Consider the following 20,440-nt stretch of genomic DNA (forward strand, 5'->3'; position numbering starts at 1 on the left):
CCCGCCGGCCGCCCGCGCCCGCCACCTGCCACCCGCCACCCGCCACCCGCCCGCAGCAACGCCGGTAACCCGTACGGCCCGCCGCGCTGGTCGTGGGGGGGGGGGGGGGGGGGGGGGGGGGGGGGGGGCCCCCCCCCCCCCCCCCCCCCCACCACCGGCCTCAGTCGGCGGGCGACCGGGGCATGCGGCGGGCCGTCACGCTCCAGCGTCCGTCGGTGCGGGTGAGCCGGATGGGATGGTCGAAGCACTTGCTGACCTGGTCGCTGGTGAGGACCTCCTCGACGGGCCCGGAGGCCAGAGGGCGCCCGTCGCGCAGCAGCAGCACATGGGTCGTCCCGGGAGGAAGCTCTTCCAGGTGATGGGTGACCAGGACCGAGGCGAGGTCCGGATAGGTGTGCTGCAGCGTGTCGAGCCGCTCGATGAGCTGCTCGCGGCCGGCGACGTCCAGACCGGTCGCGGGCTCGTCGAGCAGCAGCAGCCGCGGACTGGGCATCAGCGCCCGGGCGATCAGGGCACGGCCCCGCTCGCCCTGGGACAGGGTCGGCCACCGTGCCTCGCGGCGGTCGCCGAGGCCGAGCAGCTCGATGAGGTGGTCGGCGAGGGCGACCTGCTCGGGGGCCGGAGTCCAGCGGGGGATGCGTTCGAGGGAGTTGGTGACGCCGGTCAGCACCACGTCGTGGACCTTGAGGGCCGAGCGCAGGTCGTGCCGCGGGTTGACATGTCCGACGGAGGAGCGCAGTTGGCGCATGTCGACCCGTCCCAGCCGGTGGCCCAGTACCTCGACGGCGCCGCGCGTGGGGTGGGCGAGCGCCCCGAGGAGAGCCAGCAGGGTGGTCTTGCCCGCCCCGTTGGGGCCGAGCAGCGCCCAGTGCTCGCCGGCCCGTACGGTCAGCGACACATCGCTCAGGATCGCGCTGCCGTCGCGGACGACCTCCACGTCCTGCGCGCGGAGTACCGGTGCTGTGGTCACGAGGAGGCCTGTTCGCAGCGGTTGACGGCGGCCATGACGGCGTGGACCGACGCGGTCAGGACGGAGGTGTCCCAGCCCGCGCCCCAGCGGGTCACGCCGTTCACCCGGCACTCGGCGTAGGCCACGGCGGGGCTGCCCGGCCCGGTGCTGGTGGAGTGCTCGGTGTAGCCGAGGATGTCGACGGTGATGCCCACGGTGCGCAGGGCGTCGGCGAGGGCGGACAGCGGTCCGTTGCCGGTGCCGTGGCAGGAGTGCTCCTGCCCACCGGTGCGCAGGGTGCAGGTGAACCGGTGTTCGCCGGGGGCGGGTTCCGTGGCGTTCCAGGAGGCCAGGGCGACGGGGCCGTCCAGGGCCGGGGCGATGTAGGCGGTGCGGAAGAGCTCCCACAGCTCCTTGTGGCTCAGCTCCTGGCCGGTGGAGTCGGTGACGTGCTGCACCGTGCGGGAGAAGTCCGGGCGCATCGACTGGGGCAGGTCCAGCCCGTGGTGGGTGTGCAGGAGGTGGGCGATGCCTCCCTTGCCGGACTGGGAGTTGATGCGGATGACCTCCTCGTAGGTACGGCCGATGTCACCCGGGTCGATGGGCAGGTACGGCACCGCCCACGGCGCCTCCTCGGCGGCGAGGCCCTGCTCGGCGGCCTGCTTGGCGTGATGGGCCATGCCCTTGGCGATGGCGTCCTGGTGCGTTCCGGAGAAGGCGGTGTGCACGAGGTCGCCGCCGTAGGGGTGGCGAGGGTGGACCGGCAGCCGGTTGCAGTGCTCCACCACCTCGCGCACCGCGTCGATGTCGGAGAAGTCGACCATCGGGTTCACGCCCTGCGCGTACAGATTGAGCGCCAGGGTCACCAGGTCGACGTTCCCGGTGCGCTCGCCGTTGCCGAACAGGCAGCCCTCGACGCGCTGCGCCCCCGCCAGCACGGCGAGCTCGGCGCAGGCGACGCCGGTGCCGCGGTCGTTGTGCGGGTGGACGGAGAGAATCACCGAGTCGCGGCGCGCCAGGTGGCGGTCCATGTACTCGATCTGGTCCGCGTACACGTTGGGCGTGGCGATCTCCACCGTCGCGGGCAGGTTGTGGATCACCGGCCGGTCGGGGCTCGCCTCCCACAGCTCGGTCACGCTGTTGCACACCTCCAGGACGAAGTCCGGCTCCGTGAGGTTGAAGACCTCCGGGGAGAACTCGAACCGGATGTCGGCGCCCGGCCGCTGCTCGGCCTTGCGCAGCAGGTAGCCGGCCGCGTCCAGGATCAGCCGGCAGACCTCGGCACGGGAGCGGGACAGGACCACGTTCCGCCAGGTGGGGGCAGTCGCGGTGTAGAGGTGTACGAGGGTGCGGGGGAGGCCTTCGACGGAGGCGATGGTCCGGTCGATCAGGTCTTCGCGGGCCGCGGTGAACACGGAGACGGTCACGTCGTCGGGGACGGCGCCGCTGTCGGCCAGGTGCCGTACGAAGTCGAAGTCGGTCTGGCTGGCGGACGGGTAGCCGACCTCGATCTCCTTGAAGCCCATGGTGACCAGGAGGTCGAACATGCGGCGCTTGCGCGCGGTGTCCATCGGCTCGGCCAGCGCCTGGTTGCCGTCGCGCAGGTCGACCGGCACCCACAGGGGGGCCCGCTCGAGTCGGCGCGAGGGCCATGTGCGTTCGGTCAGGGGCAGGGCGACCCGCTGGTGCGCGGGCTGGTAACGGTGGTGCGGCATCGCGCTCGAACGCTGGGGGTTCCAGCGCGGCGCGTCCGCCGGGAGGTCACCGGCGGGAGTGCGCAGGGTGGGAAACGCCGTGCTCTGAGAGGGAGCTGCCATGGTGTGCTGAACTTCTTTCGGTCGGCCGTCGTGCGACCGGCGCAGCCTCGAACCCCGCTGCGGGGTGCCGGTCGTGTCAGGCCCCGCAGCGGCAGCCGAGGAGAAGGAGCTCGTGCAGCAGCATGCGAGGTACAGTAACGACAACTCAGCTCCTCAGACAACCCGAGAGGTGTGGAAGGGTGAACCTCACATGTCACTAGGTGCCTTGCGGCCGTCCCCCTTGGTCGAACAAGCCACGGAACACCTGCGCGAGCAGATCACCGGCGGCGAGTGGGCCGTGGGGACGAAGCTCCCCGGCGAGACCGCCCTCGCCAAGTCCCTCGGCGTGGGACGCTCCACCGTCCGTGAGGCCCTGCGCGCACTGGCCGGCGCGGGACTGGTGCAGGCACGCCAGGGCGCCGGAGTCTTCGTCATCGCGACCAAGCCCAAGGAGGACTGGTCCACCCAGCTCCGCCAAGCGGTCATCACGGACGTCTACGAGGTGCGGATGCTCCTCGAGGTGGAGGCCGCACAGCTGGCCGCGCAGCGCCGGACCGAGGACGACGTCACCGCCCTCCACGATGCCCTGGCCAGGCGCCGTGACGCTGCGAACGCCGGCAACGCCGAGTTCGTGGAGGCCGACATCGCCCTGCACCGGGTCATGGTCGCCGCGGCCCACAACCCGGTCCTCACCAGCCTGTTCACCGAGTTCGTACCGGTGCTCCAGAGACGGTTGCTCGATCTGGTCGAGTTGCTCAGCCTGCGCTCCGACAATCCCAACCACGGCGACGCGGGACACGCCGTCCTGGTGGACGCCGTCGTGCAGGGGGACGCCGAGGCGGCCGGGCGAGCGCTGCGGGACGAGCTCCAGCAGACCCTCGCCCTGCTCCACTCCCTCTGATCAGCGTCGTCGTCCGTCGTCCTCCCAGAGAGCGGTAGCCGTGCTCGATGCCGAACCGTGGATACGGTCCTTTCCCTCCGTCGCGTCACCCGCCACTTCCTGGACGGTCCTCTTCTTCCCGCACTCGGGCGGCTCCGCCGATTCCTACCGGGACCTCGCGGCGCGGCTGGACGGCACCGCCCGGACGGCGTGCGTGCGGTACCCGGGGCGCGCGGAACGAGGGCGCGAGCCTCTCTTCACCGATGTGCACGTCCTCGCGGGCCAGGTGGCCGATGCGCTCGCACCGGTCCGCGGGGACGGACCGCTGCTCCTCTTCGGCCACAGCCTGGGGGCGGCGGTGGCCTACGAGGTCGTCCGGCGCATGCCCGACCAGCGACGGCTCGTCCTGGTCGCCTCCGGGCATCCCGCCCCTTCGCGCATCAGGCTGCCCGTCCTGGACGACCCCGTCGGCGACGGCTCGGGCGACTCGGACGGGCCGCTGGTCGAACTGATCGGATCGCTGGGAGGCGCGGACGTCGCACTGCTGGAGCACCCGGTGCTGCGCCAGATTTTCCTGCCGGTCATCCGCGGTGACCTCATGGCGCACAGCCGCTACCGACCGGCGGCCGGCTCGGCCGTCGACTGTCCGGTCGTCGCGCTGACGGGAGCCACGGACCCCCTCACCGACCCGCCCGGTGTCCGGGCGTGGGAGCGGCACACCACCTCGACCCTGCGTGTGCACGAGCTGCCCGGGGGACACTTCTTCACCAACGAGCGCGCCGAGGACGTGGCGGACGTTCTTTGCGGCGTCATGACGAACGAGTGGGCACTCGGCGCGCATCCGTGACCCGGCGGCCGGCCCGAGCGCCGACGCGTCGGGCTCAACCTTCCACCAGCTCGCGTTCGCGGGTTTCCGGCAGGCCCAGCAGACAGCCGAACGACACGACGGCCATGAAGCTGACGTACCACCCGACCGACGCCGAGCCGAGCGCGGACTGCAGGCGGGTCGCCACCAGCGGAGCGACCGCGCCGCCCGCCACACCGCCCAGGCTGTAGGCGAGACCCGCGCCGGAGTACCGCAGCTCCGCCGGGAACAGCTCCGGCAGGAACGCCCCCATAGGCCCGTAGATCACGCCCATGAGCAGCAGGGCGCCGCCCAGCCCGAGGACGATCAGCGGCAAACGGCCGGTGTCCAGCAGCGGGAAGAGCAGCGGGCCCCACACCGCCGCCCCGATCGTGCCGGTCAGCGCCGTGCGCCGCCGGCCGAGCCGGTCGGACCGCGTCGCCGCGAACCAGGTTCCGGCGGCGAGGAAGACGACGGCCCCCATGGAGGCGAGCAGCATGGTGGTCCGGCCGACGCCGAGCGTCTTCGTTCCGTACGACAGGCAGTACGTCGTGGCTGTGTAGAACAGGCCGTACGCCACGATCATCGCGCCGGATCCGAGCAGCAGCTCCCGCGGACACCGGCGTACGACGTCGGCGAACGGGCTCCGGCTCGCCTGCTGGTCCGCCAGCACCTTCTGGAAGACCGGGGTCTCGCTGATCCGGATCCGGACGAACAGGCCCACGGCCACCAGGACGAGGGACAGCAGGAACGGCACCCGCCACGCCCACCCCCGGAACGCCTCGTCACTGACCGCCGTGGACAGCAGCAGAAAGACGCCGGTCGCCGCGAAGAAGCCGACGGACGGGCCGAGTTGGGGGTAGGCGGCGTACCGGCCCCGGCGGCCGGACGGCGCGTGCTCCACCGCCAGCAGGGCCGCACCACCCCATTCCCCGCCGAGCCCGAGGCCCTGCAGAAAGCGCAGCAGCACCAGCAGGGCCGGCGCCCATGCTCCCCAGGTGCCGTACGTCGGGAGGAAACCGACCGCCGCCGTCGACAGGCCCATCAGCAGCAAAGAGGTGACGAGCACGGACTTGCGGCCCACCCGGTCCCCGAAGTGGCCGAACAGGACCGAGCCGAGGGGCCGGGCCACGAAGGCCACCGCATAGGTGGAGAAGGCGGCGAGCACGCCGCTGACCGGAGAGAGGTTGGGGAAGAACGCCTCGTCGACGACGAGCGCGGCGGCGGTGCCGTAGATGTAGAAGTCGTAGAACTCGATGGCCGTGCCGATGAAGCTGGCCACCGCCACCCGCCGCCGCGATGCTGCCCCTGAGGACCCGTCGGGTACGCGAGCCCCTTCGTCCGTTCCCCGAAGCGAAGCCTCGTGTCCGGGCTGCATCAGACCCCCCTCGTGTCGGACGGCTACGGTCGGCACGAAGATCTCCCGTCCGCAGCGGCGAAGTCAATGAGGCCTCAAGGCCGTCGCGAGGGCCTGTCTCGATATTCGAGAAACAACCGGCTCGACGGCGGGCGAGTGGCGGAAAAATGTCCCCGGAAAGCCCACGATGCGAGAGGGGGTGTCCGGTTTTACGGATAGGTTACCTTTCCGGTACGCGGGGACTTTAATGAGTCTTTGATCTTACCCGTGACCACCTCCATGCTTCGGCCAATGGTCGCTACACCCATTGAAAGAAGCCATGGCCACGCCCTACTGTTCCACCGGATCCACGCGTCGGCCTTCGAGGTTCCCCATCGTTCTTCCGCCCTTTCCTCGACGAAAAGAACGAGCACCCGCGATTCTTTGCCGATTTCCTCCTGCTCTTCCGGGCGATTCCCTGGTCCCCGGCAGGATTGAAGTGGACAGCCCTTGGGGACGGCCCCTTACCGCTGCACCTGGATGAGGGAGAAGCGGGCCCCCTCGGGGTCGGCCACGGTGGCCACACGGCCGTGCGCGCTGTCGTGGGCCGGTCCGAGGACGTGCCCGCCGAGACCGGCGACGCGGGTGAGTGCCGCGTCCGTGTCGGCCACTTCGAAGTACGTCGTCCAGTGCGGCCCCAGGTCCCGGGGCAGCGCGCCGCCCACGCCGTGGACGCCGGCCACGGGGCGGCCGGCCACGTGCAGGGTCAGGTAGTCGAAGTCGGCGGACACCGCCGCCTCCTCGTCGTAGCCGAACACCGTCTCGTAGAACTTGCGGACGCTCGCGGTCTCGTACGTCGTCAGTTCGTACCAGGCGGGCGTGCCGGGCACGCCCGTGACGGTCGTGCCGACGTGGGCCGCCGCCTGCCAGATGCCGAAGACGGCGCCGGAGGGGTCGGAGCCGATCGCCAGGCGCCCGGCGTCGGAGGCGTCCAGGGGGCCGACCCCGATCGTGCCGCCGCACAGCCGGACCGTTTCGGCGGTCGTGTCCACGTCGTCCGAGGCGAGATACGGCGTCCAGGCCACGGGGAGGTGGCGGTCCGGGGACAGTTGGCCGATGCCGGCCACCTCGCCGCCGTCGAGCAGCGCCCGCACGTAGGGGCCGAGCTGCTGCGGTCCGGGTTGGAATTCCCAACCGAACAGCTCACCGTAGAACTCCTGGGTCGTGGTCAACCCGTGCACCATCAGACTCACCCAGCAGGGTGCGCCGGGCGCGTACCGAGTGTGTGCTGCACCGATCGGGCCGGCCGACCCACCTGCCTCGGTCATCGTCACTCTCTCCTCGGCCCGTCGTGGGGGCCGCGTCGCTTCCGCCCTCGGAGAATGCCTGATGGGGGGTTTCTCATCGGTTTACGGGCGGTTGTCGCCGTATGTCGATCGCCTGTACGGCATGTGCTCGATCCCGCACGCCTCGTGATCGAGCCTGTCCGGCCGAGCAGAGTAGCCGGACAAGAGCGATGGGGCCACTCCGTACGCGAGGATGGTGGCCATGAACGCCATCATCACCGCATCGGAACTGGCCGGCGACCTGGCGGGGGAGAACCCGCCCGTCGTCCTCGACGTCCGCTGGCAGCTCAGCGTGGCGAAGGCGGCCGGCGAGCCGTCCTTCGACGGCCGGGCCGCGTACCTGTCCGGGCATGTGCCCGGCGCGGTCTACGTCGACCTGGACCGGGAACTCGCGGGCGCGCCGGGCGGGCGCGGCCGGCATCCGCTGCCCGACCTCGCGGAGTTCGGCGCGGCGATGCGCCGTGCGGGTGTCTCGTCCGACCGGCCGGTGGTCGTGTACGACGGCGGGCAGGGCTGGGCGGCGGCACGCGCGTGGTGGCTGCTGCGCTGGACGGGGCACCCGGACGTGCGGGTCCTGGACGGCGGGTTGCCGTCGTGGCAGGGAGACCTCTCGGTCGACGTCCCCGCGCGCGTGGAGGGCGACTTCGAGCCGGAGCCGGGCGTCGACGGTCTCCTCGACGCGGACGGGGCCGCGGCGCTCGCCCGCTCCGGAGTGCTGTTCGACGCCCGCGCGGGGGAGCGGTACCGCGGTGAGGCCGAGCCGATCGACCGGGTCGGCGGACACATCCCGGGCGCCGTTTCCGCGCCCACGAACGACAACGTGGCGCCGGATGGCCGCTTCCTGGGCGCCGAGGACCTGAAGGCCCGCTTCAAGGCGCTGGGGGCGGCGGACGGCGCCGAGGTGGGCGTCTACTGCGGCTCGGGCGTCTCCGGGGCGCACGAGGTGCTGGCGCTGGCGGTCGCCGGGATTCCGGCGGCCCTGTACGTCGGGTCGTGGTCGGAGTGGTCCGCGGACCCGGCCCGGCCGGTCGCGGTGGGCCCCGACCCCCAGTGACCGTCCGCGCGGACGCGTTGGGGGAGGGCCGCTGCGAACAGGAGCGGCCCTCCCCCGCGTATGTACCTGTGTGTGAACCGGCATCGGCGAAGAGCCGGACGCCCCGGGCGAGTTGCCCGGGGGGGCCGCTTACTCCTGCTTCTTGCGCCGCGTCCCGAACACGATCTCGTCCCAGCTCGGCACGGCGGCCCGGCGGCCCGGACGGACGCCGTCCGCCTCGGCCTGCCGGTCGGTGGCGCCGACGAGACGGTCGCGGTGACTGCCGACGGAACGTGGCATGAGGACGTCCGCGTAGGCGGAACCGGCGGAGGCGGCCGGCGCCGGGGGTTCCTCGGCGGCGGGCTCCTGCTCGTCGGGCTCCTCCGTGACGGGCTCCGCCGGGCGCTCCGGGACGACCATGTCGCCACGGAAGCTCGGCACCGCCTCCAACAGACTGGTCAGCGAGTCCCGTTCCCGCTCGCCGGCGTTCTCCTCGGTCGGCTCCGACGGCTGGGCCGGCAGGCTCGGCCGGTCCAGCGTGCGGTCCAGCGGCCGGTCGCGCGGCAGCCGGGCGATACGCGGGACGAACGGAAAGCTGGGCTCCGGAGCGGCCAGGTCGTCGGACTCGCCGATCAGCGAACGCGCCTCGTCGTCGACGGCCTGGACGAGCCGCCGGGGCGGGTCGTACGTCCAGCTCGCCGAGTGCGGTTCGCCCGCGACCCGGTAGACCAGCAGGACCTCCCAGGTGCCGTCGTCGCGGCGCCAGGAGTCCCACTGGACGGTGTCCTTCTCGGCGCCGCGCAGCAACAGCCGTTCCTGGACCGCCTCGCCGAGCTGCGGCCCGGCGTTCTCACCGGGTCGACGGACCGGAGTCTTCCGGGCCCGCTCGGCCATGAAGGCACGCTCGGCCAGCACGGGGCCTTCGAAGCGGCGCACGCGGTCGACGGGGATGCCGGCCATCTGCGCGACTTCTTCCGCGGTGGCACCGGCACGTATACGCGCCTGGATGTCACGGGGGCGGAGATGGCTCTCCACCTCGATCTCGATCTGGCCGAGGCGGGGACGGTCGCCGCGGACGGCGGCGCGCAGACGCTCATCGATCGGAAGCGTGTACTCCGTGCTGTCCGCAGCCTTCAGCACCAGCCGTGTGCCGTCATTCGAGACGGCCACGACACGCAGTTCGGGCATGGGGACCTCCCGGGTGGTGCCTGCCGACGTCACGTGCGTCGCTGCTTCCGCTAGTCGAGTGTGGCCTGCCCGGGTGCAGCCTGCCACAACCTTGCCGAGTTGCCCGGCGTGTCGGGCACAGGCCCTGCGCCGCCGTTATGGCACGGTTACTTATTCGCCACGCTAAGTGACCAACGCCGTCACCCTGTGCAACTAGCCCCCCTTCAGGCGGTCCAGCGAGGCCCCGGACGTCCTGGCGGGAGACCGGGCCCAGGGCTCGTAACAGTACTCCATTTGGGCCACGTGCGTGGATTGGCACGCCACCCAACTTCTTGCGAGAAGTGGGACTTGGCCCTCCGTGGCGGCCTTTTCGCGATCTTGGGCGTGGCGCATTTCACGCAATCTCCCGAAACGGAGCCGGCCGTCTGGTTCCCGCGTCCCCTCGGCGCCCACGGAGTCCGCTACGACCCCAGCACCCTGCGCAAGTAGTCGTTCTGGAACCGGCGGTCGGGATCCAGCCGGTCACGCAGCTCCGTGAACTCGGCGAAGCGCGGATACACCCCGGCGAAGTACTCGGCGTCCCGCGTGTGCACCTTGCCCCAGTGCGGACGGCCCTCGTGGGCGGTGAAGATGGGCTCGGCGGCGGTGAAGTACCTCTGGTAGGGCGTGCCCTTGACCATGTGGACGGCGATGTACGCGCTGTCGCGGCCGGAGGCGGTGGACAGCGTGATGTCGTCGGCGGGCGCGGTACGCACCTCCACCGGGAAACTGATCCTGAGGTCGGAGCGCTCGATCATGGCCTTCAGCTCGCGCAGCGTCTCGGTCACGGCCGCGCGCGGGACGGCGTACTCCATCTCCACGAACCGCACCCGGCGCGGCGACGTGAAGACCTTGTAGGGGATGTCCGTGTAGGTGCGCGCGGACAGCGCCTTGCTGGAGACCTGGGCGATCGTCGGGATCGTGGCGGGCGCCGCCCGGCCGACCCACTGGGCCGCCTGGAAGACGCCGTTGGACAGGAACTCGTCCTCGATCCAGCCCGCGACCGGGCTCACCGGCTTGCGCGGACCGGCGCTGCGGTTGTTGCGCTTGGTGTTGGTGCTGCCGGTGTGCGGGAACCAGTAGAACTCGAAGTGCTCGTTCTCGGCCCACAGTTCGTCGAACTCGGCGAGGACCCTGTCGAAGGGCATCGGCTCCTCGCGCGCGGTGAGCAGGAAGATCGGCTCCACGGCGAAGGTGATCGCGGTGACGATGCCGAGGGCGCCCAGGCCGATCCGGGCGGCGGCGAAGAGGGCGCGCTCCTCCTCGGTCCCCTTCTCCGAGCAGGTGAGCACCGAGCCGTCCGCGGTGACGAGTTCGAGCCCCTTGATCTGGGCGGCGATCGAGGCGGACTCGCGGCCGGTGCCGTGCGTGCCGGTGCTGGTGGCCCCCGACACGGTCTGCTCCATGATGTCGCCCATGTTCGTGAGCGACAGCCCCTCGCGCGCGAGGGCCAGGTTGAGTCTCTTGAGCGGTGTGCCCGCCTCGACCGTGACGGTCATGTCGTCGCGATCGATCTTGCGGATGCCGGTCAGGAGCTGAGGGCGGATCAGCACGCCGTCCGTGGCGGCGATCGACGTGAAGGAGTGGCCGGCGCCGACCGCCTTCACCTTCAGCCCGTCCTCGGCGGCCCGGCGCACGGCCGCGGCCAGCTCGTCGACGGAGGCGGGCGTGACCTCCCGCGCGGGGCGTGCGGCGACATTGCCGCCCCAGTTACGCCACGTGCCGTTCTTCGCGCTCGCTGTGCTGCTCAACGGTGCCTCCCCGACCCGGCGCCGGTCTGCTCAGCCGGCGGTACCCCAGGAAACCGACCGCGACCGCGACGGCTCCGGACACCGCCGGAACCCCGTACCCGGCCCGCGCGCCGGCCGCGTCGATGACCCAGCCGGCGAGAGAGGAGCCGAGCGCGACCCCGACCGCGAGCCCGGTGCTGATCCAGGTCATGCCCTCGGTCAGGTGGGCGCGTGGTACGTGCTCTTCGATGAGGGACATCGTGGTGATCATCGTGGGAGCGATGGCCAGGCCCGCAAAGAACAGCGCCACGGCCAGAAACGGCAAGTTTCCGACCAGTAGGAGGGGGATCATACTCACGGCCATCATGAACACGCCCAGCAGCCAGCGCCGTTCCGGCGCCCCCTTGAGGCGCAGCAGGCCGAACACGAGCCCCGCCGCGCACGAGCCGGTCGCGTAGATCGCAAGGACGAGACTGGCGGCGCCCTTGTGGCCCTGCTCGTCGGCGAAGGCGACGGTGACCACGTCGACCGCTCCGAAGATCGCTCCGGTCGCCACGAAGGTGGCCACCAGGACCTGCAGTCCGGGCGAGCGCAGTGCCGAGCCGCCGCTGCGCTGCTCGCGCGGGTGCGGCTCCGGCTCGGTGGCCCGCTGGGCGGTCAGCCAGAAGACGCCGACGGCGAGGAAGCAGGCCGCCAGCAGCGGTCCCGCCTCCGGGAACCAGACGGTGGACAGGCCGATGGAGATGATCGGCCCGAAGATGAAGCACACCTCGTCCACCACGGACTCGAACGAGTACGCCGTGTGCAGTTGGGGGGTGCCCCGGTACAGGGCCGCCCAGCGGGCCCGGATCATCGCGCCCAGGCTGGGCACGGAACCGATGCCGGCGGCGCACACGAACAACACCCAGTCCGGCCACTCGAAGTGCGCGGCCAGCAGCAGCCCGGCCGCCGCGGCGAGCGCGACCACGGTCGCCGGGCGCAGCACCCGGCGCTGCCCGTGCAGGTCCACCAGGCGCGAGATCTGCGGCCCGAAGACAGCGGCCGCCAGCGCGATGGTCGCCGACAGCGCGCCCGCGAGCCCGTAGCGCCCGGTGAGCTGGGAGACCATCGTGACCACACCGATGCCCATCATCGACAGCGGCATCCTGCCGAGGAACCCCGCGGCGGAGAAGCCCTTGGAGCCGGGGGCGGCGAACAGGGCGCGGTACGGGCTGGGCACGGCGGTCTCCGGTGGTCCGGTCACGCGCGGTAAGGCGTGAATACAGCTCGTACAGCTTACGAGTTAGGCAACCCTAACGTATGTCTGGCGGCCCCGGGTCGCGCGGGTGGCACACCCCTGTCCGTCACCCCGCCGTTTCCCGGCTGTCAGAGGCGGGTGGCAGGATCGACCCATGCGAGACGCGCTCGATGCCACCCCCTACGACGCCCTGCTCCTGCTCTCCTTCGGCGGCCCGGAAGGCCCCGAGGACGTGGTTCCGTTCCTGGAGAACGTGACGCGCGGGCGAGGCATCCCCAAGGAACGCCTCAAGGAAGTCGGTCAGCACTACTTCCTGTTCGGCGGGGTCAGCCCCATCAACGACCAGAACCGCGCCCTGCTGGACGCCCTGCGCAAGGACTTCGCCGAGCACGGCCTGGACCTGCCGATCTACTGGGGCAACCGCAACTGGTCCCCGTACCTCACGGACACCCTGCGCGAGATGGTCGCCGACGGCCGCCGCCGCATCCTCGTCCTCGCCACCAGCGCCTACGCCTCGTACTCGGGCTGCCGCCAGTACCGCGAGAACCTCGCCGACTCGCTGGCCGCGCTGGAGGCCGAGGGCCTCCAGCCGCCGAGGGTCGACAAGCTGCGGCACTACTTCAACCACCCCGGCTTCCTGGAGCCCATGATCGACGGCGTCGTCGAATCCCTCGCCGACCTGCCCGAGGACGTCCGTGCGGGCGCCCACCTCGCCTTCACCACCCACTCGATCCCGACGGCCTCGGCCGACACCTCCGGCCCCCTGGAAGACCACGGCGACGGCGGCGCGTACGTGAGGCAGCACCTGGACACCGCGCGGCTCATCGCCGACGCCGTCCGCGAGCGCACCGGCGTGGACCACCCGTGGCAGCTCGTCTACCAGTCCCGCTCCGGCGCCCCGCACATCCCGTGGCTGGAGCCCGACGTCTGCGACCACCTGGAGGAGCGGCACGCGGCCGGCGCCCCCGCGGTCGTGATGGCCCCCATCGGCTTCGTCTCCGACCACATGGAGGTCCTCTACGACCTCGACACCGAGGCGAAGGCCAAGGCTGAGGACCTCGGCCTGCCGGTACGCCGCTCGGCCACCGTCGGCGCGGACCCGCGCTTCGCCGCGGCGATCCGCGAGCTCGTCCTGGAGCGCGCCGGGCAGGAGAGCGGCCGGGAGGTCGCCCCGTGCGCCCTGGGGGCGCTCGGGGCGAGCCATAACCTGTGCCCGGTCGGCTGCTGCCCCGCCCGCGCCCCCAAGCCCGCCGCCGCGGGCGCCGACAGCCCCTACGCGTGAGGAGCGGCGTGACCGACCCCCTGCACACCGAACTGCTCGAGCTCGCCCAGGAGGCCGCCCGCCGGGCCGGCGAGCTGCTGCGGGACGGCCGCCCGGCCGACCTCGCGGTCGCCGCCACCAAGTCGAGCCCGATCGACGTGGTCACCGAGATGGACATCGCCGCCGAGAAGCTGATCACCGGCTTCATCTCCGAGCACCGCCCCGGCGACGGCTTCCTCGGCGAGGAGGGCGCCTCCATCGAGGGAGACAGCGGCGTCCGTTGGGTGATCGACCCGCTGGACGGCACGGTCAACTACCTCTACGGGCTGCCCACCTGGGCCGTCTCCATCGCCGCCGAGCAAGAGGGCGAGACGGTCGTCGGGGTCGTCGAGATCCCGATGCGCGGCGAGACATACCACGCGGTGCGCGGCGCAGGGGCCCGCGGGAAGGGCGCCTGGGAGGGCGAGCGGGTGCTGTCCTGCCGTCCGGCGGCGCCCCTGGAGCAGGCCCTGGTCTCCACCGGATTCAACTACGTCACCGAGGTCCGCGCCCATCAGGCCGACGTCGCGCAGCGGCTCATCCCGCTGCTGCGGGACATCCGGCGCGGCGGCTCGGCCGCGGTCGACCTGTGCGACGTGGCCGTCGGCCGCCTCGACGGCTACTACGAGCGCGGCCTGCACCCCTGGGACCTCGCCGCAGGCGACCTGATCGCCCGGGAAGCGGGCGCGCTGACCGGTGGACGGCCCGGAGAGCGCCCGGCACGTGATCTGGCGGTCGCGGCCACGCCCGGCGTCTTCGAGCCCCTCCAGCGGCTTCTGGAGGACTTCGGCGCCTGGCACGACTGAGCCGCGTGACACGGACACGCGAAGGGGCCCCGGCGCTGGATTCGCCGGGGCCCCTCCGTCGTGCTCGGGTACTGCGCAGGAACTGCTCAGACGCTCGTCGCGCCGACCTCCACACCATGTTCGGCGGCAAGGCGACGCAGGTCGTCGAGTTCGGCCTGCTCCACCTCGGCAAGGAAGTCGTCGCCCTCGTCGCGAGCCCTCGTCAGGTCGGACTCGGTCGTCCTTATGCGCTGCAGAAGTCCTGTGGTGAATGCGTCCATGCTGCGCCCCCTCGTCCTGGGTCGTGGGTCGGTGGCACGGGGGTGTGCCGGTTGGGAAGGGGCGATCACGTCTCCAAGCAGGTGCCCAGCGCTGCCCTGCTGGGCGGCGACGGTGCCGGACACCCACGCCCACTCTGCGGGAAGCGGAACGTGGAGTACCACATGGTGGTGTGGCACATGCAGAGCGTGATCGCGGGGTGTAAAGCCGTCCTCCCCCCGCTCCCTTCCACGGAAACCTCAACCCGACGAGAAAATCTCGCATTCCCGGGCTTCACACCGGTCCTTCATCTGTCACGCACCCGTCTTACCGCCGACTTATGGCCGAAAAGGGCAGGATGGAAGCACACACTCACCAAGCCCCCCGCCCACGTGCGCTCACGGAGCGCTACGCGGGTGGACACAGGAAGGACAAGCGACGTGCGCGTACTCGTCGTCGAGGACGAGCAGCTGCTCGCCGATGCGGTGGCCACCGGACTGCGCCGGGAGGCCATGGCCGTCGACGTCGTGTACGACGGTGCGGCCGCCCTGGAGCGCATCGGCGTCAACGACTACGACGTGGTCGTCCTCGACCGCGACCTTCCCCTCGTGCACGGCGACGACGTCTGCCGCAAGATCGTCGAGCTCGGCATGCCCACGCGCGTGCTGATGCTCACGGCCTCCGGCGACGTCAGCGACCGTGTCGAGGGCCTGGAGATCGGCGCCGACGACTACCTCCCCAAGCCCTTCGCCTTCAGCGAGCTGATCGCACGCGTGCGTGCCCTCGGCCGGCGCACCAGCGTGCCGCTGCCGCCGGTCCTGGAGCGCGCCGGCATCAAGCTCGACCCCAACCGCCGCGAGGTCTTCCGTGACGGCAAGGAGGTCCAGCTCGCGCCCAAGGAGTTCGCCGTCCTGGAGGTCCTGATGCGCAGCGAGGGAGCGGTGGTCTCCGCGGAGCAGCTCCTCGAGAAGGCGTGGGACGAGAACACCGACCCGTTCACCAACGTCGTGCGGGTGACCGTCATGACACTGCGCCGCAAGCTGGGCGAACCTCCGGTGATCGTCACCGTCCCCGGTTCCGGCTACCGGATCTGATCCGCCGTGGCATCGACGCCCGCGCCGCCCCAGGCGCCCCCGAAGCCCACCTGGGACCCCAGGAGCCCGCAGACCCCCTTTCCGTGGCTGCGCCCGACCATCCGCATACGGCTCACGCTGCTGTACGGCGGGATGTTCCTGATAGCGGGCATCCTGCTGCTGTCGATCATCTACCTGCTGGCTGCGCAGGCCCTCCACGAGGGCAGTGGCCAGGCCTTCAATGTGACCGGCAAATTCAACATCACCAGTTCCACCTGCCCGCAGCTGGACACGGCGACCTCCCAGGCCCAGTTCGACGAGTTCCTCAAGCAGTGCGACGCGACCCAGCGCCAGCACGCGCTGGACGACCTGCTCAGCCGCTCCCTGCTGGCCCTCCTCGGTCTCGCCGTGATCGCCTTCGCCTTCGGCTACGCCATGGCCGGACGCGTCCTGTCCCCGCTCGGGCGGATCACCCGCACCGCGCGCGCGGTGGCGGGCTCGGACCTCTCCCGCCGGATCGAGCTCGACGGCCCGGACGACGAGCTGAAGGAGCTCGCCGACACCTTCGACGACATGCTGGAGCGCCTGCAGCGGGCCTTCACGGCCCAGCAGCGCTTCGTCGGCAACGCCTCGCACGAGCTGAGAACACCGCTGGCGATCAACCGCACCCTGCTCGAAGTGCACCTCTCCGACCCGGGAGCTCCGGTGGAGCTGCAACAGCTCGGCAAGACGCTGCTGGCCACCAACGAGCGCAGCGAGCAGCTCGTCGAGGGCCTGCTGCTGCTCGCCCGCAGCGACAACCAGATCGTCGAGCGCAAGCCGGTGGACCTCGCGGAGGTCGCCGAGCAGGCCATCGACCAGGTGCACGGGGAGGCGGCGGCCAAGGGCGTGGTGATCCGTGGCGAGCAGAAGCCCGCGGTCGTCCAGGGCAACGGCGTCCTGCTGGAGCGGATCGCCCTGAACCTCGTACAGAACGCCGTGCGGTACAACGTGCCCGAGGGCGGCTGGGTCGAGGTGTCCACCGAGATCCAGCACGGCCAGGCGGTCCTGGTGGTGTCGAACACCGGGCCTGTCGTGCCGGCGTACGAGATCGACAACCTGTTCGAGCCCTTCCGTCGGCTGCGTACGGAGCGGACGGGCAGCGACAAGGGCGTCGGGCTCGGCCTGTCCATCGTGCGGTCCGTGGCCCGGGCACACGGCGGTCATATCGCGGCCCAGCCGCGCGAGGGGGGTGGGCTCGTGATGCGAGTTACCTTGCCCGTCTGAGATCATGTCGCCGACACACGCGGGGATGTTCGCTTTGCGCGGAATTTTCTGGGCCTCGACCCGGCCTGGCCGTGTGTGATCGATCACAGGGGCGAATTTCCGGCCATCTACTCTCCGTGATCATGAATGCTGTCGTAAGGCCCGGAAAATCCGGGTTTTCGGGGGTCCTGATCACGGGAAGTACACGGTGAGACGCCTTTGAAGTGCGGCAATCGGACCGTGTACGGTCCCGATCGCCATCCAAGCCGATCACTCGTGAGGAGTTCGGTTGGGTGTCGATTGAGTAACAGACCTTGATGTGAGGCAAAATCTCCGCCTCGAGGCGGGCACAAGTCCGGCCTCTCACGCGTTACGTGCGCTGGAGACACCGCAGACACCCAGAGGGGGAGAGGCGAAATGGCTACCGATTACGACACCCCACGCAAGACCGACGACGACGTCGATTCCGACAGCCTTGAAGAGCTCAAGGCACGGAGGAACGACAAGTCCGCCTCGGCAGTGGACGTTGACGAGTTCGAGGCCGCGGAGGGCCTTGAACTGCCCGGCGCAGACCTCTCGAACGAGGAGCTGGCCGTCCGGGTGCTGCCGAAGCAGCAGGACGAGTTCACCTGCATGAGCTGCTTCCTGGTGCACCACCGCAGCCAGCTGGCCCGGGAGAAGAACGGCCAGCCGATCTGCCGCGACTGCGACTGAGGCGGGGTCGGCCGTGACTGGCTCGACCCCTCCTCGGAAGCGCCGCTTCCCCCTGCGGGGAACGGACAAAGGGCCCTCCCGGGGCCCTCACGGCGTGCGTGACGACGAGCGAGGCTCATCCGGCAAGGGAGCGGTCCCGGCAGGATCGGCCTCGCTCGAACCCGCGGCTGACCGGAGTGACCTCCCGGCTCCGACGCGGAGCGCCGCCCCCGTCGCCAGGCGGAGGGCGGCGGCCATCCGGGCCAAGGCCGCGGACCTGGCCCGAGAAGGCGTCCGCAAGGGCGGGGACCGCGCCAGGGCGGGGCTGGCGCACCTCGCCGACCGGATCATCGAGATCGCCCCGAGGATCCCCGTACGGGACCTCCAGACGCTCCGCAGACAGTTCCCGGGCCTTGGGCCCGAGCAGATCGCGGACAAGCTCGTGGCGGGCGCGGCGAACGCCACGTCCACCGTCGGAGCGGGCATCGGGGCGGCGGCCATGCTCCCCGTACCGCCCGCGATGCCGACCGAACTGGCCGCGGAGATCACCGGGGTCGCCGCGATCGAGCTCAAGCTGATCGCCGAACTCCACGAGGTCTACGGCGTGCGGCCGGCGGGCAGCCTGAAGGACCGCAGCACCGCGTATCTGCGCTCATGGTCGGGCGAACGCGGGGTCGACGTCCTCAAGCCGTCCTCGATCGACTCGGCGTTCGGCGGCCGGATGAAGCGCGAGCTGCGCCAGCAGATCATGAAGCGCATGGTCCGGGACCTGCCGAACCTCATGCCCTTCATGGTGGGCGCCGCCGTCGGCGCGGTCATGAACCGGCGGGACACCCGGAAAGTGGCCGCGAAGGTCCGCGCCGACCTGCGCAGGATGCAGGTGCCGTGGGACGCGCTGCCGGAGCTGCCGCCGCTGGAGAAGCCCGCTGATCCACTGGCCATGGGCGAGATCACCGCGCATCCGCTGAGTCTCCAGAGGCCCGAGATCCCCAAGGACCCCGAGAACCCCACAGACCCCGAGAAACCCCGGAACCCTGGGGAACCCGGGCGCTGAGTACCGCAGAGGTCGCCGGCTACGCCGTCGCATCCCGCGCCGCCTTGAGAGCCTGTGCCAGGCGCTCCGGCTCCCGCGTCGACAGGTACAGGTACGGCGTGGGGTCGTCCGGGTCGGTGACCTCCACCCGCAGCGCCGTGGGGATGTACGCGCGCAGCAGGAGGAAGGCCCGGGTGTCGGCCTTGAACGTGCGCCAGGCGCGCGCTTCCTCCGCGTCCAGGATCTCCGCCTCGCCCAGGGCCGTGACCGGGATCTTCGCCTCGCCCGCGATCAGGGAGTCGCCCACGACGCGGATGCGCAGGGATCCGTAGGAACTGGCCATCACAGCCGCTACCGCGGTGCCGCCGACCAGGCCGCCGAGCAACGGCAGGGTCCCGAAGGGCAGCAGGATCAGGGCGCAGGAGACGCCCACCAGGAACGAGATGAACCACCACGAGCGGGGGGCGGTGAGACGCTCGTCGAAGGGGGTGACGGAGAGCTGCATGGAGCCAAGCTTGGCATGGTGTCCGGATTCCACGGACGCGCGGGTAAGGTCTGCGGCTGTGAGTGGTACTTCCGCAGCTCTTGAGCCTCCGGCCGATGCCGTGAAACCCGTCCGGCACCCCGATGCTCCCGTGCCCGGCGAGCTTCTCGGCGCCCACTACGAACACTGTTTCGGATGTGGCGGAGAGCAGGCCCACGGGCTGCACCTGGAGGCGCGGGCCGGCGAGGGAGTGACCGTCACCGCCGAGTTCACCGTGCAGTCCGCCCACCAGGGCGCGCCGGGCCTCGCGCACGGCGGGATCCTGGCCTCGGCCCTCGACGAGACGCTCGGCTCGCTGAACTGGCTGCTGCGGACCATCGCCGTCACCGGACGGCTGGACACAGAGTTCGTACGGCCCGTGCCCGTGGGCGCCACGCTGCACCTGGCGGCCGAGGTGACGGCCGTGGCCGGGCGCAAGATCTACTCGACCGCCACCGGCCGGATCGGCGACGCCGACGGGCCCGTAGCCGTCCGCGCCGACGCGCTCTTCGTCGAGGTCGCGGTCGAGCACTTCGTGAACCACGGCCGCCAGGAGGAGATCCGGGCCGCCATGAGCGACCCGGACCAGGTCCGGCGCGCCCGCGCCTTCGAGGTGAACCCGTGAGCCGCGAGCCCCTGAACGTGCTGATCCGGCGCGTCGACCCCGACGTACCGCTTCCGACGTACGAGCATCCGGGGGACGCGGGGGCCGATCTGCGCACCACCCAGAGCCGTGAACTGGCGCCGGGGGAGCGGGCCGTGCTGCCCACGGGGGTTTCCGTCGCCCTGCCCGAGGGGTACGCGGCCTTCGTGCACCCGCGGTCGGGGCTGGCTGCCCGGTGCGGTGTCGCCCTCGTGAATGCCCCGGGGACGGTTGATGCCGGGTACCGTGGGGAGATCAAGGTGATCGTGGTGAATCTCGACCCGCGCGAGGCCGTGCGGTTCGAGCGCTTCGACCGGATTGCCCAACTGGTCGTCCAGCAGGTCGAGAGGGTCCGCTTCCAGGAGGTCGCGGAGCTTCCCGAATCGGCACGGGCCGCAGGGGGCTTCGGGTCCACCGGCGGGCATGCCGCTGTGGGCGGCGCAAGCGGTACAAGCGGTCAGGCCGCCGAAGGCGGCGCGACGGGTGGGAATCGATACGCTTCGGTCGTATCCGACCGGGAAGGACAGTGA

20 protein-coding genes are annotated in these 20,440 nt (G+C 71.2%); 11 read left to right on the forward strand and 9 right to left on the reverse strand.

The window, feature by feature from the left end:
• Positions 1-160: 160 nt before the first annotated feature.
• Both ACIBAF_RS45040 and leuA read right to left on the reverse strand, forming a co-directional pair.
• On the reverse strand, positions 161-970 hold the full coding sequence (locus ACIBAF_RS45040; RefSeq protein ID WP_399471928.1) for an ABC transporter ATP-binding protein: 810 nt from the start codon (positions 968-970) through the stop codon (positions 161-163).
• On the reverse strand, positions 967-2,766 hold the full coding sequence (gene leuA / locus ACIBAF_RS45045; protein WP_399471930.1) for a 2-isopropylmalate synthase: 1,800 nt from the start codon (positions 2,764-2,766) through the stop codon (positions 967-969). Before leuA ends, ACIBAF_RS45040 begins: the two co-directional genes overlap by 4 nt.
• Before the next feature lie 190 nt (positions 2,767-2,956).
• Here leuA and ACIBAF_RS45050 point away from each other — a divergent pair, with 190 nt between their 5' ends.
• Together ACIBAF_RS45050 and ACIBAF_RS45055 are read left to right on the forward strand one after the other, a co-directional pair.
• The gene (locus ACIBAF_RS45050) at positions 2,957-3,646 is read left to right on the forward strand and encodes a FadR/GntR family transcriptional regulator (protein ID WP_399471932.1); all 690 of its coding nucleotides are present in this window, start codon (positions 2,957-2,959) and stop codon (positions 3,644-3,646) included.
• Between the two features lie 40 nt (positions 3,647-3,686).
• The gene (locus ACIBAF_RS45055) at positions 3,687-4,472 is read left to right on the forward strand and encodes a thioesterase II family protein (protein ID WP_399471934.1); all 786 of its coding nucleotides are present in this window, start codon (positions 3,687-3,689) and stop codon (positions 4,470-4,472) included.
• 34 nt (positions 4,473-4,506) lie between these two features.
• Here ACIBAF_RS45055 and ACIBAF_RS45060 read toward each other — a convergent pair whose 3' ends face one another.
• Entirely contained in the window at positions 4,507-5,751 is a 1,245-nt protein-coding gene (locus tag ACIBAF_RS45060) for an MFS transporter (RefSeq protein WP_399471936.1), read from the reverse strand.
• A 578-nt stretch (positions 5,752-6,329) separates the two neighbouring features.
• On the reverse strand, positions 6,330-7,133 hold the full coding sequence (locus tag ACIBAF_RS45065; RefSeq protein ID WP_399471938.1) for a VOC family protein: 804 nt from the start codon (positions 7,131-7,133) through the stop codon (positions 6,330-6,332).
• 220 nt (positions 7,134-7,353) lie between these two features.
• Between ACIBAF_RS45065 and ACIBAF_RS45070 the strand changes: the two genes are divergently transcribed.
• Positions 7,354-8,205, forward strand: coding sequence for a sulfurtransferase (locus ACIBAF_RS45070; RefSeq protein ID WP_399471940.1), 852 nt, complete (start codon positions 7,354-7,356; stop codon positions 8,203-8,205).
• Positions 8,206-8,334: 129 nt separating this feature from the next.
• Here ACIBAF_RS45070 and sepH read toward each other — a convergent pair whose 3' ends face one another.
• The 3 genes from sepH to ACIBAF_RS45085 form a co-directional block, all read right to left on the reverse strand.
• Complete coding sequence (gene sepH, locus ACIBAF_RS45075; protein WP_399471942.1) at positions 8,335-9,372, reverse strand: septation protein SepH; 1,038 nt, start codon at positions 9,370-9,372, stop codon at positions 8,335-8,337.
• Positions 9,373-9,812: 440 nt separating this feature from the next.
• On the reverse strand, positions 9,813-11,141 hold the full coding sequence (locus ACIBAF_RS45080; RefSeq protein ID WP_399471944.1) for a D-arabinono-1,4-lactone oxidase: 1,329 nt from the start codon (positions 11,139-11,141) through the stop codon (positions 9,813-9,815).
• Positions 11,101-12,339, reverse strand: coding sequence for an MFS transporter (locus ACIBAF_RS45085; protein WP_399471980.1), 1,239 nt, complete (start codon positions 12,337-12,339; stop codon positions 11,101-11,103). The genes ACIBAF_RS45080 and ACIBAF_RS45085 overlap by 41 nt, the downstream gene beginning before the upstream one ends.
• A gap of 172 nt (positions 12,340-12,511) precedes the next feature.
• Here ACIBAF_RS45085 and ACIBAF_RS45090 point away from each other — a divergent pair, with 172 nt between their 5' ends.
• Both ACIBAF_RS45090 and ACIBAF_RS45095 read left to right on the forward strand, forming a co-directional pair.
• On the forward strand, positions 12,512-13,639 hold the full coding sequence (locus tag ACIBAF_RS45090) for a ferrochelatase (protein ID WP_399471946.1): 1,128 nt from the start codon (positions 12,512-12,514) through the stop codon (positions 13,637-13,639).
• An 8-nt stretch (positions 13,640-13,647) separates the two neighbouring features.
• Positions 13,648-14,463: an inositol monophosphatase family protein gene (locus ACIBAF_RS45095; RefSeq protein WP_399471948.1), complete on the forward strand. Its 816-nt coding sequence runs from the start codon at positions 13,648-13,650 to the stop codon at positions 14,461-14,463.
• A gap of 86 nt (positions 14,464-14,549) precedes the next feature.
• Here the strand turns inward: ACIBAF_RS45095 and ACIBAF_RS45100 are convergent, their stop codons facing one another.
• Complete coding sequence (locus ACIBAF_RS45100; protein WP_399471950.1) at positions 14,550-14,723, reverse strand: hypothetical protein; 174 nt, start codon at positions 14,721-14,723, stop codon at positions 14,550-14,552.
• 417 nt (positions 14,724-15,140) lie between these two features.
• Between ACIBAF_RS45100 and ACIBAF_RS45105 the strand changes: the two genes are divergently transcribed.
• The 4 genes from ACIBAF_RS45105 to ACIBAF_RS45120 all read left to right on the forward strand — a co-directional run bounded on the left by ACIBAF_RS45105 (position 15,141) and on the right by ACIBAF_RS45120 (position 18,765).
• The gene (locus ACIBAF_RS45105; RefSeq protein ID WP_003993508.1) at positions 15,141-15,794 is read left to right on the forward strand and encodes a response regulator transcription factor; all 654 of its coding nucleotides are present in this window, start codon (positions 15,141-15,143) and stop codon (positions 15,792-15,794) included.
• A 6-nt stretch (positions 15,795-15,800) separates the two neighbouring features.
• Complete coding sequence (locus ACIBAF_RS45110; RefSeq protein WP_399471952.1) at positions 15,801-17,039, forward strand: sensor histidine kinase; 1,239 nt, start codon at positions 15,801-15,803, stop codon at positions 17,037-17,039.
• A 396-nt stretch (positions 17,040-17,435) separates the two neighbouring features.
• Positions 17,436-17,732: a DUF4193 domain-containing protein gene (locus ACIBAF_RS45115; protein ID WP_003993510.1), complete on the forward strand. Its 297-nt coding sequence runs from the start codon at positions 17,436-17,438 to the stop codon at positions 17,730-17,732.
• Positions 17,733-17,745: 13 nt separating this feature from the next.
• Entirely contained in the window at positions 17,746-18,765 is a 1,020-nt protein-coding gene (locus ACIBAF_RS45120) for a hypothetical protein (protein ID WP_399471954.1), read from the forward strand.
• A 19-nt stretch (positions 18,766-18,784) separates the two neighbouring features.
• On the opposite strand, the gene ACIBAF_RS45125 is transcribed toward ACIBAF_RS45120, so the two are convergent.
• Complete coding sequence (locus tag ACIBAF_RS45125) at positions 18,785-19,249, reverse strand: DUF3093 domain-containing protein (RefSeq protein ID WP_399471956.1); 465 nt, start codon at positions 19,247-19,249, stop codon at positions 18,785-18,787.
• Positions 19,250-19,307: 58 nt separating this feature from the next.
• On the opposite strand from ACIBAF_RS45125, the gene ACIBAF_RS45130 reads away from it, so the two are divergent.
• Complete coding sequence (locus tag ACIBAF_RS45130; RefSeq protein WP_399471958.1) at positions 19,308-19,892, forward strand: PaaI family thioesterase; 585 nt, start codon at positions 19,308-19,310, stop codon at positions 19,890-19,892.
• Positions 19,889-20,440 (forward strand): dUTP diphosphatase, encoded by a 552-nt coding sequence (dut, locus tag ACIBAF_RS45135; RefSeq protein WP_399471960.1) that lies wholly within the window; start codon positions 19,889-19,891, stop codon positions 20,438-20,440. The genes ACIBAF_RS45130 and dut overlap by 4 nt, the downstream gene beginning before the upstream one ends.

It is taken from the genome of Streptomyces sp. NPDC051677 (genome assembly GCF_044453465.1).
Lineage (GTDB): Bacteria > Actinomycetota > Actinomycetes > Streptomycetales > Streptomycetaceae > Streptomyces.